Annotated in this window: 11 protein-coding genes and 1 tRNA gene; all 12 read left to right on the top strand. The window is 59.9% G+C overall.

Annotation, left to right across the window (positions count from 1 at the left end; all coding sequences use genetic code 11):
- The first annotated feature begins 19 nt into the window (after positions 1–19).
- Entirely contained in the window at positions 20–175 is a 156-nt protein-coding gene (rpmG, locus tag ACOY6C_RS12000) for a 50S ribosomal protein L33 (protein ID WP_420905713.1), read from the top strand.
- 44 nt (positions 176–219) lie between these two features.
- Positions 220–295, top strand: a tRNA-Trp gene (locus tag ACOY6C_RS11995).
- 104 nt (positions 296–399) lie between these two features.
- Positions 400–603 carry a preprotein translocase subunit SecE gene (gene secE / locus ACOY6C_RS11990; protein WP_420905712.1) on the top strand — a complete coding sequence of 68 codons (204 nt, stop codon included), beginning with the start codon at positions 400–402 and terminating at the stop codon, positions 601–603.
- 35 nt (positions 604–638) lie between these two features.
- A complete protein-coding gene (gene nusG / locus ACOY6C_RS11985; RefSeq protein ID WP_420905711.1) occupies positions 639–1,169 on the top strand; it encodes a transcription termination/antitermination protein NusG in 531 nt (176 codons plus the stop codon).
- A gap of 111 nt (positions 1,170–1,280) precedes the next feature.
- On the top strand, positions 1,281–1,709 hold the full coding sequence (gene rplK / locus ACOY6C_RS11980; RefSeq protein WP_420905710.1) for a 50S ribosomal protein L11: 429 nt from the start codon (positions 1,281–1,283) through the stop codon (positions 1,707–1,709).
- Between the two features lie 104 nt (positions 1,710–1,813).
- On the top strand, positions 1,814–2,503 hold the full coding sequence (rplA, locus tag ACOY6C_RS11975; RefSeq protein ID WP_420905709.1) for a 50S ribosomal protein L1: 690 nt from the start codon (positions 1,814–1,816) through the stop codon (positions 2,501–2,503).
- A 235-nt stretch (positions 2,504–2,738) separates the two neighbouring features.
- The gene (gene rplJ, locus ACOY6C_RS11970) at positions 2,739–3,263 is read left to right on the top strand and encodes a 50S ribosomal protein L10 (protein WP_420905708.1); all 525 of its coding nucleotides are present in this window, start codon (positions 2,739–2,741) and stop codon (positions 3,261–3,263) included.
- A gap of 91 nt (positions 3,264–3,354) precedes the next feature.
- Positions 3,355–3,738: a 50S ribosomal protein L7/L12 gene (rplL, locus tag ACOY6C_RS11965; protein WP_420905707.1), complete on the top strand. Its 384-nt coding sequence runs from the start codon at positions 3,355–3,357 to the stop codon at positions 3,736–3,738.
- A gap of 370 nt (positions 3,739–4,108) precedes the next feature.
- Positions 4,109–8,200 (top strand): DNA-directed RNA polymerase subunit beta, encoded by a 4,092-nt coding sequence (rpoB, locus tag ACOY6C_RS11960; protein ID WP_420905706.1) that lies wholly within the window; start codon positions 4,109–4,111, stop codon positions 8,198–8,200.
- Between the two features lie 201 nt (positions 8,201–8,401).
- Positions 8,402–12,535, top strand: a complete 4,134-nt coding sequence (gene rpoC, locus ACOY6C_RS11955; protein WP_420905705.1) for a DNA-directed RNA polymerase subunit beta' — start codon at positions 8,402–8,404, stop codon at positions 12,533–12,535.
- Between the two features lie 277 nt (positions 12,536–12,812).
- Entirely contained in the window at positions 12,813–13,184 is a 372-nt protein-coding gene (gene rpsL / locus ACOY6C_RS11950; RefSeq protein ID WP_420905704.1) for a 30S ribosomal protein S12, read from the top strand.
- 110 nt (positions 13,185–13,294) lie between these two features.
- Positions 13,295–13,765, top strand: coding sequence for a 30S ribosomal protein S7 (gene rpsG, locus ACOY6C_RS11945; protein WP_420905703.1), 471 nt, complete (start codon positions 13,295–13,297; stop codon positions 13,763–13,765).
- Positions 13,766–13,811: the final 46 nt, after the last annotated feature.

Genomic DNA, 13,811 nt, shown 5'->3' with positions numbered 1-13,811 from the left:
AGGGAACTGGGAGAGATAGATGCGTGACCTGATCAGCCTCTGTTGCGAAGTGTGCAAGCGGCGTAATTATACCACCGACAAGAACAAAAAGAACAAGCCGGAAAAGATGGCGCTCAAGAAGTTCTGTTCGGCGTGCCGCAAGCATACCCTGCACAAGGAAGGAAAGATCAAGTAGATATCACGTCGCGTCCCTGGGGCGCGACGTGAACATGTTGGATTAGGATAGTAGCTCAAGTGGTAGAGCATCGGTCTCCAAAACCGGCGGTTGGGGGTTCGAGTCCCTCCTGTCCTGCCAATGTGTATGGCGTATCGGCTTGAAGGCCCCTTGACCGGGGTTCTGATGGTGCTGGTGCTTAAGGTCCAACATTCATTTGCCTTCCTCACCGTAAGAATCACTCCATGATCAATGACAGTGGGCGGATCGCCCAATTCAGAACCTACCTGACTGAGGTGCGTGCCGAGGTCGGCAAGGTGGTTTGGCCTACCCGGAAGGATACGATGAACACGACCATCGTCGTATTCGGCATGGTGGTTCTGGTATCTCTGTTTTTGTGGATGGTGGATGCGATCCTGGCGCTCGTCGTGCGTCAGATCATCGGTTGACGGCTTGGGACCGCGCACAAAGAAAAAGGACAACCATGGCCAAACAGTGGTATGTGATTCACGCCTACTCGGGATTTGAGAAAAAGGTCAAGAGCACCCTTGAGGAGCGTGTGCGACTGACCGGTTCCGGGGAGTTGTTCGAGTCGATCCTGGTCCCCTCGGAAGAGGTGGTTGAACTGCGTGGCGGTCACAAGGTGACCTCGGAGCGCAAGTTCTTCCCTGGTTATGTCCTGGTCAAGATGGAGTTGAACGACGAGACTTGGCACTTGGTGAACTCCATTCCCAAGGTGACCGGCTTTCTCGGTGGTGGAGGGCGCCCGCAGCCGTTGTCCGAGCGTGAGGTGGAAAAGATCCTTCATCAGGTCGAGGTGGGCATGGAAAAACCCAAGCCCAAGGTTACCTTCGCGGTGGGTGAGAGCGTACGTGTGACCGATGGTCCGTTCGTCTCCTTCAACGGCGTGGTGGAGGCGGTGGATGAGGACAAGACTCGTTTGAAGGTCTCGGTGAGCATCTTCGGACGCGCAACACCCGTGGAGTTGGATTTCGTTCAGGTCGAAAAGCTGTAATTTGCATGAATGGGGGGAGAACCCCCTCACCCCCCGACCATGGATCTCCCTGGCGGGAGTTCATGCTCATTCACGCTTTCATATGGTGTCACAGATTGGGGATTCGCCAAAATGGCCAAGAAAATCACAGCGTATGTCAGATTGCAATGCCCGGCTGGCGCGGCCAAGCCCAGCCCGCCCGTGGGACCGGCTCTGGGTCAGCACGGCCTGAACATCATGGAGTTCTGCAAGACCTTCAATGCCCGTACCCAGACGTTGGAGCCTCTGGCTCCGACCCCGGTGTTGATCACGGTCTATGCGGACCGAACCTTCACCTTCGAGATCAAGACCCCGCCGGCCACCTATCTGCTGCGCAAGGCCTCCGGCGTGCCCAAGGGCGCGGTGAAGCCCGGCAAGGGTGGTCCGATCGGCAAGGTGACCTGGGATCAGGTGGCGCAGATCGCCGAAACCAAGATGGTGGATCTGAACGCCAAGGATCTGGAAGGCGCGAAGCGGATCATCGCCGGCTCGGCCCGTTCCATGGGGCTGGAAGTGGTGTGAGTGGATGGATTGACCGATGCCCTTCCGTTGGAAGAGGCCAAGGTTGGCGGGTGAGGGGGATACCCCACATCATGCACGTTTGAAAAGGAATCGAGGAGCGAGTCATGGCCAAGCGCGGTAAACGGATCAAAGCTCTTTGGGAGGGTCTTGACCGTACCACCCAGTTCACGCTGGAAGACGCGGTGCGTCTGGTGAAAGAGAAGAGCAACGCGAAGTTCGACGAGTCGGTTGAGATCGCGGTCAATCTGGGCGTTGATCCCCGGCATGCCGATCAGATGGTTCGCGGCACGGTGGAGCTGCCCCATGGTACCGGCAAGACGGTTCGGATTCTCGCCTTTGCCAAGGGTGACAAGGCCCAGGAGGCACTGGCCGCCGGAGCCGATTATGTCGGCGCGGACGAGTTGGTCGAGAAGATTCAAGGGGGTTGGCTGGAGTTTGATCGCGTCGTCGCCTGCCCCGATGTGATGGGCATCGTGGGTCGCCTGGGACGTGTTCTGGGCCCCCGTGGCCTGATGCCCAACCCGAAGCTCGGCACCGTGACCTTCGACATGACCGGCATCATCAAGTCCATCAAGGCCGGTCAGGTGGCCTTCCGCGTCGAGAAGGCGGGTATCATCCACGCCGGCGTGGGCAAGGTCTCCTTCGATGCCGACAAGATCAGCGACAACTGTCGCGCCCTTGTGGGCCAGCTCAAAAAGCAGCGTCCCACCGTGGTCAAGGGCACCTATGTGAAGAAGGTGACCGTCTCTTCGACCATGGGGCCGGGCGTGCGGGTGGATGTGCACACGGTGTGACCTGCGGTTCCCGTTCGGGAGCGCGCCACCGGTTTGAATTCGTCCAAGACAGCGGGTGAGGCGTGAATCACGCGCCTCTTAATGGAAATCAGCTTCGGCCCGCCGAGACCAATCATGCGGAATATCCTCTGGTTGGGGACGCTTTTGTTGGTACGAGACACGAAAACCTGCGACCTGGCCAACCCTTGACAGGGAATGGGGGGCGCACCAACTCAGCCAGAAAGGAGCACAGTCGGTGAACCAAACCGAAAAATCAGTGATCATCCAAGAGGTCCAGGAGAGCATGGCCCGTTCGCAGGTGGCTATCGCCTCTCACTACCGTGGCATGACCGTGGCCCAGATGACCCGTTTGCGGCGTGAAATTCGTGCCGCTGGCGCGGAGTTGCGGGTTGTCAAGAACACCTTGACCCGTCGGGCGATCCAGGGATCCCAGTTCGAGCCGTTGGGTAAGGTTCTCACCGGTCCCACGATCCTGGCCTTCTCCAAGGATCCCGTGGCCCCGGCCAAGGTGCTCACGGAATTTGCCAAGAAGCATCCCCTGCTGATCGTGCAGGGAGGCGTTCTCAATGGCGTCTTCATGAACCCGGCGGAGATCGTCGAGCTTTCCAAGCTGCCCTCGCGCGAGGTGCTGCTGGCTCGTCTGCTCGGTACCATGATGAACCCGGTGCAGAACATCGTCGGTGTCCTGGCCGCCGTGCCCGCCAGCTTCGTGCGCGTGCTCGACCGGATCCGCGAGGAAAAAGAGAAACAAGCCGCTTGACCCTTACCCTGGCCTGGACTCCAGGTGGGGGACTGGGCTTGTCATTCACAAAATTCGCGCATGGCGCGATCGATATGATTGGAGAAAGAACATGGCTCTGTCGCAACAAGAACTGATTTCCGCCATCGAAACCATGACGGTCCTGGAACTGGCCGATCTGGTCAAGGCCCTGGAAGAGCGCTTCGGTGTTTCCGCCGCCGCTCCGGTTGCCGTGGCCGCTTCCGCCGCTCCTGCCGAGGCCGCTGCCCCGGTGGAAGAGCAGACCGAATTCACCGTCATCCTGGCCGATGTGCCGGCAGACAAGAAAATTCACGTCATCAAGGCCGTGCGCGCCATCACCAGCCTGGGCCTGAAAGAGGCCAAGGATCTGGTCGAGGCTGCGCCGAAGCCGGTCAAGGAGGGTGTCTCCAAGGCCGATGCCGAGAAGTTCAAGAAAGAGCTGGAAGAGTCCGGCGCCAAGGTCGAGATCAAGTAATTCCACGTTCTTGTCAGGTTCCCGCCCGCGATCCACGAGGAAATGGAGTTCGGATCGCGCGGCGGGTCTTGGCATTTGTGGCGTTTGAGAAATTTCAATATTGAAAGTCATGCCACGCTGTTCGGCCATTTCGTATCCGAGGGCATGATTGAGGTCAGTCGGGTGGATGGGTTGGTCTCGGGTCACACTCCAGAGGGTCGCTCCCCTGGGGACGATCTGTCCCAAGATCCCCATCGCGCCAACAGGATGTGGCGCAATACCGTGCATGATCGCCGGGACTAGGCGCGGGTAGTTGGCGTGGGGACCCCCTGTTCCCACTGGCGCGCGAGTCCCATGTTTTGTTTCCAAACAGGTCGTTCCAGGAGTTCCGATGGCTCTGTCGTTCACTGAAAAGAAAAGGCTGCGCAAGAACTTCGGCCGCATCCCGACCATCATCGACATTCCCAACCTGATCGCCATCCAGACCCAGTCCTTTCAACGCTTCCTCCAGGAAGAGGTTGACCCGGATCTGCGCCGTGACATGGGATTGCACGGGGTCTTCCTGTCGGTCTTCCCCATCCAGGACTATTCCAACACCATCAGTCTCGAATATGTCCGTTACCAGCTTGGCGAGCCCAAGTATGAGGTGGACGAGTGCCTGCAGCGCGGCATGACCTTTTCGGCGCCGCTCAAGGTTTCGTTCCGTCTGGTGATCTGGGAGGAGAACGAGGACGCCGGTACCCGTTCGGTGCGCGAGATCAAGGAGCAGGAGGTCTATCTGGGTGAGATGCCCCTGATGACCGCCACCGGCACCTTCATCGTCAACGGCACCGAGCGCGTGATCGTCTCGCAGATGCACCGTTCGCCGGGCGTCTTCTTTGACCATGACAAGGGCAAATCCCACTCCAGTGGCAAGCTGCTCTTTTCGGCGCGGGTGATTCCCTATCGCGGTTCCTGGCTCGACTTCGAGTTCGATCCCAAGGATATCGTCTACGCGCGCATCGACCGTCGCCGCAAGTTGCCGGTGACGACTCTCCTGCGTGCCATGGGCATGTCGGGCGAGGAGATCCTCAACCGTTTCCACGACTCCGAGCGGTATCGCAAGCAGGGCGTGGTCTGGGAGAAGAAGCTCGACTTCGAGCGTCTGATGGGCAGCCGTTTCAACTACGCCATCGTCGATCCGGAGAGTGGCGAGGAGTTGGTGAGCGCCAAGCGCAAGATCACGGCGCGGGCGGTGAAGAAAATCCAGCAGCTCGGCCTGGAGTGGTTGCCGGTGCCTGCCGAGGATCTGATCGGGCGTTTCCTCTCCCACGATATGCACACCGCCGAAGGTGATCTGATCGCCGAGGCGGGTGGCGAGGTGACCGAGGATCTGTTGGTTCGTTTCGAGGACGCGGGGATTCAGGAGATCGAGACCCTGTTCATCGATTACACCACCGTGGGTCCATATCTGCGCAATACCATGGCGCTGGACAAGAATCAGACCACCGATGACTCGCTGATCGACATCTACCGGATGATGCGTCCGGGCGAGCCGCCGACCCTGGATGCGGCCACCAATCTGTTCAACAACCTCTTCTTCAACCCGGAGCGGTATGATCTCTCCGCCGTGGGTCGGATGAAGATGAACAAGCGGCTCGATCTGGAGTGCGACCTGGATGTCCGCGTGCTGCGCAAGGAGGACATCATCGGCGTGCTGTCGATCCTCCTCAAGCTCAAGGATGGTCACGGCAAGGTGGACGACATCGACCATCTGGGCAACCGGCGTGTCCGTTCCGTGGGCGAGTTGTTGGAAAACCAGGTGCGTATCGGTTTGGTGCGCATGGAGCGGGCGATTCGCGAGCGCATGTCCGCCGCGGACTCCGACTCCCTGATGCCGCACGACATCCTCAACTCCAAGCCGTTTTCGGCGGTGATCCGCGAGTTCTTCGGCTCCAGCCAGCTCTCGCAGTTCATGGATCAAACCAATCCGCTCTCGGAGATCACCCACAAGCGGCGTCTTTCCGCGTTGGGACCGGGCGGCATGACCCGCGAGCGCGCCGGCTTCGAGGTGCGCGACGTCCATCCGACCCACTATGGCCGCATCTGTCCGATCGAGACCCCGGAAGGTCCGAACATCGGCCTGATCAACAGCCTCTCCACCTATGCGCGCATCAACGAGTTCGGCTTCATCGAGAGCCCGTATCGTCGCGTGGAGAATGGCCAGGTCACGGACGAGGTGGATTATCTCTCCGCCATTGAGGAAGAGAACTACGTCATCGCCCAGGCCAACGCCGCCCTGGATCGTCAGGGGCGTCTGACCGGTGAACTGATCCAGTGCCGTCACAAGCTCGAATTCACGGTGGGCGAGCCCATCCGCGTCGAGTACATGGACGTCTCGCCCAAGCAGATCGTCTCCGTGGCCGCGGCGTTGATCCCGTTCCTGGAGAATGACGACGCCAACCGCGCGCTGATGGGTTCGAACATGCAGCGTCAGGCGGTGCCTTTGATCAAGACCGATGCCCCGCTGGTGGGCACGGGCATGGAAGGGGTGGTGGCGCGGGATTCGGGCGTGGCGATCGTGGCCAAGCGTTCCGGCATCGTGGACGAGGTGGAGGCGGGTCGCATCATCATCAAGGCGGATGACGAGCCGGGCGCGACCGAGCCGGGCGTGGACATCTACAATCTGATCAAGTTCTCCCGTTCCAACCAGAACACCTGCATCAACCAAAGCCCGCTGGTACGGGCCGGTGAGCGGGTGAACAAGGGTGACATCATCGCCGATGGTCCGAGCACCCAGTGGGGCGAACTGGCGTTGGGACGCAACGTTCTGGTGGCCTTCATGCCCTGGAACGGCTACAACTTCGAGGACTCGATCCTCATCTCCGAGCGTCTGGTGCGCGATGACGTCTTCACCTCGATCCATATCGAGGAGTTCGAGGTCATGGCGCGGGACACCAAGCTCGGACCCGAGGAGATCACCCGCGACATGCCGAATGTCGGCGAGGATGCGCTGCGCAATCTCGACGAATCGGGGATCATCTATGTGGGTGCCGAGGTCAAGGCCGGGGATATCCTGGTCGGCAAGGTGACCCCGAAGGGCGAGACCCAGTTGACCCCGGAGGAGAAACTTCTGCGGGCCATCTTCGGCGAAAAGGCTTCGGACGTGCGTGACACCTCGTTGCGTCTGCCGCCTGGTGTCGCCGGAACAGTCGTCGATGTGCGCGTCTTTTCGCGTCGCGGCCTGGAAAAGGACGATCGCGCCAAATTGATCGACCAGGAGGAGATCGTCCGGCTGCGCAAGGACATGGCTGCCGAGCGGCGCATCATCGAGCTGGACGCGGATGCCCGCATTCGTGCGTTGATGGTGGGCAAGAGTGCGCGGGGTGGCGCGGGTCTGGCTCCCGGGACCGAGATCACCAATGAGCTGCTGAGTCAGTTGGGTTCACGCCGTTGGGATTCGGTGGTGCTGGACGACGATCAGATCACCCAGCAGATCGAGGGGATCCGCGAGCAGATCGAGAAGGCCGCCGCCCGTTTGAAGAAGCGGTTCGACAGCAAGGTCGAAAAGCTGGAACGTGGTGACGACCTGCCGCCCGGCGGTCTGAAAATGGTGAAGGTCTACATTGCGGTGAAGCGCAAGCTGCAACCCGGTGACAAGATGGCCGGTCGCCACGGGAACAAGGGCGTCATCTCCAAGATCAACCCGGTCGAGGATATGCCGCATCTGGAGAATGGCACGGTGGTGGACATCGTGCTCAATCCCCTGGGTGTGCCGTCGCGTATGAATGTGGGTCAGATTCTGGAGACCCATCTCGGTTGGGCCGCCAAGGGGTTGGGGGTACGTATCGGCGAGGCGCTTGATGCCTACCGGACCCAGGAGTCCCAGGATATCGAACAGGTGCGCGAGGTGCTCTCCATCGTCTTCACCAATCCTCGTCAGTCCCGCGCCGTCAAGGCGCTGACCGACGAGGAGGTGTTGACCCTGTGCGGCAACCTGCGCGATGGGGTGCCGATCGCCACCCCGGTCTTTGACGGGGCCACGGAGAAAGATATCGTCGAGCTTCTGGAGAAGGCCAATCTGCCCAAATCCGGACAACATCGTCTGATCGACGGGCGCACCGGCGAGCCGTTCGATCGCCCGGTCACCGTGGGCTATATCTATATCCTTAAACTGCACCATCTGGTGGACGACAAGATCCACGCCCGCTCCATCGGTCCCTATTCGCTGGTCACCCAGCAGCCGTTGGGCGGCAAGGCGCAGTTCGGTGGACAGCGCTTCGGGGAAATGGAGGTGTGGGCCCTCGAGGCCTATGGGGCCTCCTACACGTTGCAAGAGATGCTCACGGTCAAATCCGACGACGTGGCGGGCCGCACCAAGATCTACGAGTCGATCGTCAAAGGCGACGACTCCTTTGACGCGGGCATTCCGGAGTCGTTCAACGTGTTGATCAAGGAGTTGCAATCCTTGGCGTTGGATGTGGAGTTGAAGACCACGGATTGATTCTTTGCCGGGGGTGGCACCGAACGGGGATATTCTCCTTGTGGAGCCTGGTCAAGAATCAGCGCCTTCCCAATCAGGATACAACCGCCCCGGCTCGCCGGGGCGACGACTCTTACCGTGACGCCCGTCAGGGAGGTCTACGGTTGGGGGGTGAGGGGGTCCTCCCCCCATCATGCAAGTTATTTTGTGGAGCGAGAGGACGTGAAACCAAATCTCTTCAAGTTGTTCTCCCGACCGACCCTGGGACAGAATTTCAATGGCATCCGCATCTCCCTGGCATCCCCAGAGAAGATCCGGTCCTGGTCCTTCGGAGAGGTCAAAAAGCCCGAAACCATCAACTACCGTACCTTCAAGCCGGAGCGCGACGGTCTGTTCTGCGCCAAGATCTTCGGACCGGTGAAGGATTACGAGTGTCTGTGCGGCAAATACAAGCGCCTCAAACATCGCGGCGTGGTCTGCGAGAAGTGCGGCGTGGAGGTGATTCAGTCCAAGGTGCGGCGCGAGCGCATGGGCCACATCGAGCTGGCCGCGCCGGTGGCGCACATCTGGTTCCTGAAATCCCTGCCGAGCCGCATCGGTCTGTTGTTGGACATGACCTTGAAGGATCTGGAGCGGGTGCTCTACTTCGAGAACTTCGTGGTGCTCGATGGCGGCATGACCCCGCTCTCCAAGGGGGAGCTTCTCACCGAGGAGCGCTACCATCAGCTGTTGGATGAGTATGGCGAGGACTTCACCGCCGGCATCGGCGCTGAGGCGATTCGCGACATGCTCGCCGGCATGAACATCCCGCAGGAGATCGAAACCCTGCGCGAAGAGATGTCGGCCACCAACTCGGATGCCCGTCGCAAGCGGATCATCAAACGGCTGCATACGTTGGAGTCGTTCCAGGAGTCGGGCAATCGTCCGGAGTGGATGATCCTGGAGGTGCTGCCGGTGATCCCGCCGGAGCTGCGTCCGTTGGTGCCTTTGGATGGCGGTCGCTTTGCCACCTCGGATCTCAACGATCTCTACCGTCGGGTGATCAACCGCAACAACCGGCTGAAGCGCCTTTTCGAGTTGCGTGCGCCGGACATCATCATCCGCAACGAAAAGCGCATGTTGCAGGAGTCCGTGGACGCCCTGTTCGACAACGGACGACGTGGACGGGTGATCACCGGCACCAACAAGCGCCCGTTGAAATCACTCTCCGAGATGCTCAAGGGTAAGCAAGGTCGCTTCCGTCTGAACCTGCTGGGCAAGCGCGTGGACTATTCGGGCCGTTCGGTGATCGTCGTCGGTCCGGATCTCAAGCTGCACGAGTGTGGTCTGCCGAAGAAGATGGCCTTGGAGTTGTTCAAGCCCTTCATTTATAACCGTCTGGAGGAGAAGGGCCTCTCGACCACCATCAAGGCGGCCAAGCGCATGGTGGAGAAGGAGAAGAGCGAGGTTTGGGATATTCTCGAGGAGGTGATTCGCGAACATCCGGTCATGCTCAACCGCGCACCGACCTTGCACCGTCTGGGTATCCAGGCCTTCGAGCCCAAGCTGATCGAAGGCAAGGCGATCCAACTCCATCCGCTGGTCTGCACCGCCTTCAACGCCGACTTCGACGGCGACCAGATGGCCGTGCATGTACCGTTGTCGGTGGAGGCGCAGATCGAGGCGCGCGTGTTGATGATGTCCACCAACAACATCCTCTCGCCCGCCAACGGCAAGCCGATCATCGTGCCGACCCAGGACATCATCCTTGGTCTCTACTACATGACCTCCGAGCGGCTCGGTGTTGCCGGCGAGGATATGATCTTCAGCTCGCCCGCCGAAGTGCGTCAGGCGTTTGATTCGGGAATCGCCGGTTTGCACGCGCGCATCTATTGCCGCATGAACGGCATGCGCATCCAAACCACCGTCGGACGCGTGCTGCTGACCGAGATTCTGCCGGATGTGGTGCCTTTCGAGCGCATCAACCGTCTGCTCACGAAGAAGGAGGTTGCCAACCTCATCGATCTGGTCTACCGCAATTGCGGGGCCAAGGAGACCGTGGTCTTCTCGGATCGTTTGATGGGCATGGGCTTTTCGTTCGCGGCCCGGGCCGGGATTTCGTTTGGCAAGGATGACCTGGTGATTCCGCAGGCCAAGAAGAAGCTGGTGCGCGAATCCCAGGTGAAGGTTCAGGAGATCGAGCGGCAGTATTCGGACGGTCTGATCACCGAGGGCGAGAAATACAACAAGGTGGTTGACATCTGGTCCCAGTGCACCGAGCGGGTCGCCGAGGCGATGATGAAGGCGATCTCCTCGGAAGAGGTGATCGACAGCAAGGGACAGAAACAGGAGCAGCTCTCCTTCAACTCCATCTTCATGATGGCCAACTCCGGCGCGCGCGGTTCCGCCGCCCAGATGCGTCAGTTGGCGGGCATGCGCGGTCTGATGGCCAAGCCGTCTGGCGAGATCATCGAAGCGCCGATCACCGCGAACTTCCGCGAGGGGTTGACGGTGTTGCAGTACTTTATCTCCACCCACGGCGCGCGCAAGGGGTTGGCGGATACCGCCTTGAAGACCGCCAACTCGGGTTACCTGACCCGTCGTCTGGTTGACGTGGCCCAGGACTGCATCGTGCGTGAGCTTGACTGCAAGTCCGAGGAGGGGTTGACCGCCGCCGCGCTGTTGGAAGGCAACGACGTTGTGGAGTCCCTTGGCGACCGGATTCTCGGACGCACGCCGGTGTATAACGTGTATGATCCGGTGACCGACGAGCTGTTGGTTCAAGCGGGGCAGATCATGGACGAGGCGGATGTGGATCGCATCGAGAACTCGAACGTCGAGTCGGTGTTGATCCGGTCGCCTTTGACCTGCGCCACGGAGCGCGGGGTGTGCGTGTTGTGCTATGGACGCGATCTGGCGCGTGGCGTGCCGGTGACCGAGGGTGAGGCCGTGGGTGTGATCGCGGCTCAGAGCATCGGCGAGCCAGGGACGCAGTTGACCATGCGCACCTTCCACATTGGTGGTACGGCGTCGCGCGCGGTGGAGCGATCCTCCATCGAGACGGTCAACGGCGGCATGGTGCGCTATCACAATCTCTCTACCGTGACGGATCGCAACGGTCATTTCGTGGTGTTGTCGCGCAACAGCGAGGTGACGGTCCACGATGCCCGCTCCGCGGACGAGAGTGGCAAGTTGGAGCGCGGCTTTGTCGGTCGCGAGCGCGAGCGCTATCGGGTGCCTTACGGCGCACGTCTGGCCGTGGCCAATGGCGGCGCGGTGGAGCGGGGTGGCGTACTGGCCGAGTGGGATCCGTTCGCGACTCCGATCATCACCGAGTTCAACGGTGTGATCCGTTACGGGGATCTTCAGGAGGGAACCACCCTGCGCGAGGTGACGGACGATACCACCGGGTTGAGTTTCCGCGAGGTGACCGACTGGAAAGGGCAGGGGCGTCGCGTGGACATGCGTCCGCGGTTGACCCTCAAGGATCCCCAGACAGGCGAGACCCTGATTTCGCCGACCGGTACAGCGGTGAGCTACTACCTGCCGGTGGGGTCGGTCATCGTGGCCCAGGAGGGAGATCAAGTGCAGGCTGGCGACATCATCGCCAAGATCCCGCGGCAAAGCTCCAAAACCCGCGACATCACCGGCGGTCTGCCGCGCGTGGTGGAGTTGTTCGAGGCGCGGCGTCCCAAGGAGTTTGCCATCATTGCCGAGAACGAGGGTGTGGTGTCGTTCGGAAAGGATCTCAAGGGCAAGCGCCGGGTGATCGTCACCCCGGATGATGGGGGTGAGCCGCGTGAGTATCTGCTGCTCAAGGGCAAGCAGTTGGCGGTGAACGAAGGGGACTGGATCCGTCGGGGTGAACCCCTGATCGAGGGGTCGCTGGTTCCTCAGGACATTCTCAAGGTGCTTGGTCTGGAAGCGTTGTGCCGTTTCATGGTCAACGAAATTCAGGAGGTGTACCGTCTGCAGGGCGTGCGCATCAACGACAAGCACATCGAGGTGATCGTGCGCCAGATGTTGCAGAAGGTGACCGTGCTCGAACCGGGCGATACCACGCTGGTGGCGGGTGAGCAGGTGGAGCGCAGCGAGCTGCTGCGCATGAACGACAAGGCGCGTGCCCGTGGGGGTCGTGAGGCGTCGAGTGCGCCGTTGCTGTTGGGTATCACCAAGGCATCACTCTCCACGCCGTCGTTCATTTCGGCGGCGTCGTTCCAGGAGACCACGCGGGTGTTGACCGAGGCGACCATCTCCGGCAAGGCTGATACCTTGACCGGACTGAAAGAAAATGTCATTGTAGGTCGATTGATTCCTGCCGGGACCGGGCATGCCAAGGAGATCTTTCACCAGAAGGTTCGCTTGGCCGTCTCCTGAGTTGCAATAAGCAACAAACGTGCGAAAAATCAGGAAACGCACATTTTTTTGATTAAAAAGCGTTGACAATCCTGGTGTGCATGGTTAGTATGAAGGGCTTTCACGATATGGCGATTTGAACGGCGGGTTCACCCCGCCGTTCTGTTCACCATAAAGGCGAAATATAAGGTTGGTCGGTCGGGTCAGCGATTTTGAAGCAAAAAAAGTGCGAACAAGACTTTACCGACGGCTGAAATGTTGTTAAACTATCGGGTTAATGGTTTGGGGTGAGATTGGGATGCCAACCGTAAATCAACTTGTGCGTTTTGGACGCAAGACGGTCAAGAAAAAGACCAACGTCCCGGCCATGCAGGCCTGCCCGCAAAAGCGTGGCGTCTGCACCCGCGTCTACACGACGACGCCGAAGAAACCGAACTCAGCGCTCCGTAAAGTTGCGCGCGTGCGTTTGACCAATGGCCATGAAGTCACCGTCTATATTCCCGGTGAGAGCCATAATCTTCAAGAGCACTCGGTGGTGCTGGTGCGCGGTGGCCGTGTGAAGGATCTTCCTGGCGTGCGCTACCACATCATTCGTGGCACCCTGGATACCCAAGGGGTCAAGAATCGCAAGCAGGGCCGCTCCCTGTACGGAGCCAAGCGGCCAAAGTAATCTGCATCACCCGGAGTATGTTTGAAAACGGGTGAAATCTCCGCTACCGGTTTGCATTTTCTGGTTACCGGTTTTGAGAAACAATCTCTTAGTTTGCAGGAGCTGAATGCATGTCGAGACGGCGTGACGTTCAACAACGGGACACGATCGGTGATCCTGTGTATGGCGACCAGCTGGTAGCCAAATTCATGAACTGTCTCATGCGGGACGGCAAGAAATCCCTCTCCGAGCGGCTGTTCTATGGTGCCTTGGAGATTGTGGGCGAGAAGACCAAGGATGATCCGATGAAGATCTTCCGGGATGCCATCGACAATACCCGTCCGACGGTTGAAGTGCGTTCCCGTCGCGTGGGTGGCGCCACCTATCAGGTGCCGGTCGAGGTTCGTCCGAGTCGGCGTCAGACTCTGGCGATCCGCTGGATTGTCAAGTATGCCCGTGATCGTGGTGAGAAGACCATGCGCGAGCGGCTCGCCGCCGAACTGATGGATGCCGCCAACAATCGCGGTTCCACGGTCAAGAAGAAGGATGATACCCATCGCATGGCCGAGGCCAACAAGGTCTTTGCTCATTATCGCTGGTAAGGTTTGATGATTCGGATGCACTTGATCATCCGGATCTCTCGTGTAC

The sequence above is a fragment of the Candidatus Magnetaquiglobus chichijimensis genome (assembly GCF_045865675.1).
GTDB classification, from domain to species: Bacteria; Pseudomonadota; Magnetococcia; order Magnetococcales; family Magnetaquicoccaceae; genus Magnetaquiglobus; species Magnetaquiglobus chichijimensis.
The sequence above is the reverse complement of the archived record's forward strand: the minus strand, read 5'-3'. Positions and strand labels throughout refer to the sequence as shown.

Bases quoted from the DNA above. Each gene is read 5' to 3' on its own strand.
- rpmG (WP_420905713.1), top strand. From the start codon at position 20: ATGCGTGACCTGATCAGCCTCTGTTGCGAAGTGTGCAAGCGGCGTAAT.
- secE (WP_420905712.1), top strand. From the start codon at position 400: ATGATCAATGACAGTGGGCGGATCGCCCAATTCAGAACCTACCTGACT.
- nusG (WP_420905711.1), top strand. From the start codon at position 639: ATGGCCAAACAGTGGTATGTGATTCACGCCTACTCGGGATTTGAGAAA.
- rplK (WP_420905710.1), top strand. From the start codon at position 1,281: ATGGCCAAGAAAATCACAGCGTATGTCAGATTGCAATGCCCGGCTGGC.
- rplA (WP_420905709.1), top strand. From the start codon at position 1,814: ATGGCCAAGCGCGGTAAACGGATCAAAGCTCTTTGGGAGGGTCTTGAC.
- rplL (WP_420905707.1), top strand. From the start codon at position 3,355: ATGGCTCTGTCGCAACAAGAACTGATTTCCGCCATCGAAACCATGACG.
- rpoB (WP_420905706.1), top strand. From the start codon at position 4,109: ATGGCTCTGTCGTTCACTGAAAAGAAAAGGCTGCGCAAGAACTTCGGC.
- rpsL (WP_420905704.1), top strand. From the start codon at position 12,813: ATGCCAACCGTAAATCAACTTGTGCGTTTTGGACGCAAGACGGTCAAG.
- rpsG (WP_420905703.1), top strand. From the start codon at position 13,295: ATGTCGAGACGGCGTGACGTTCAACAACGGGACACGATCGGTGATCCT.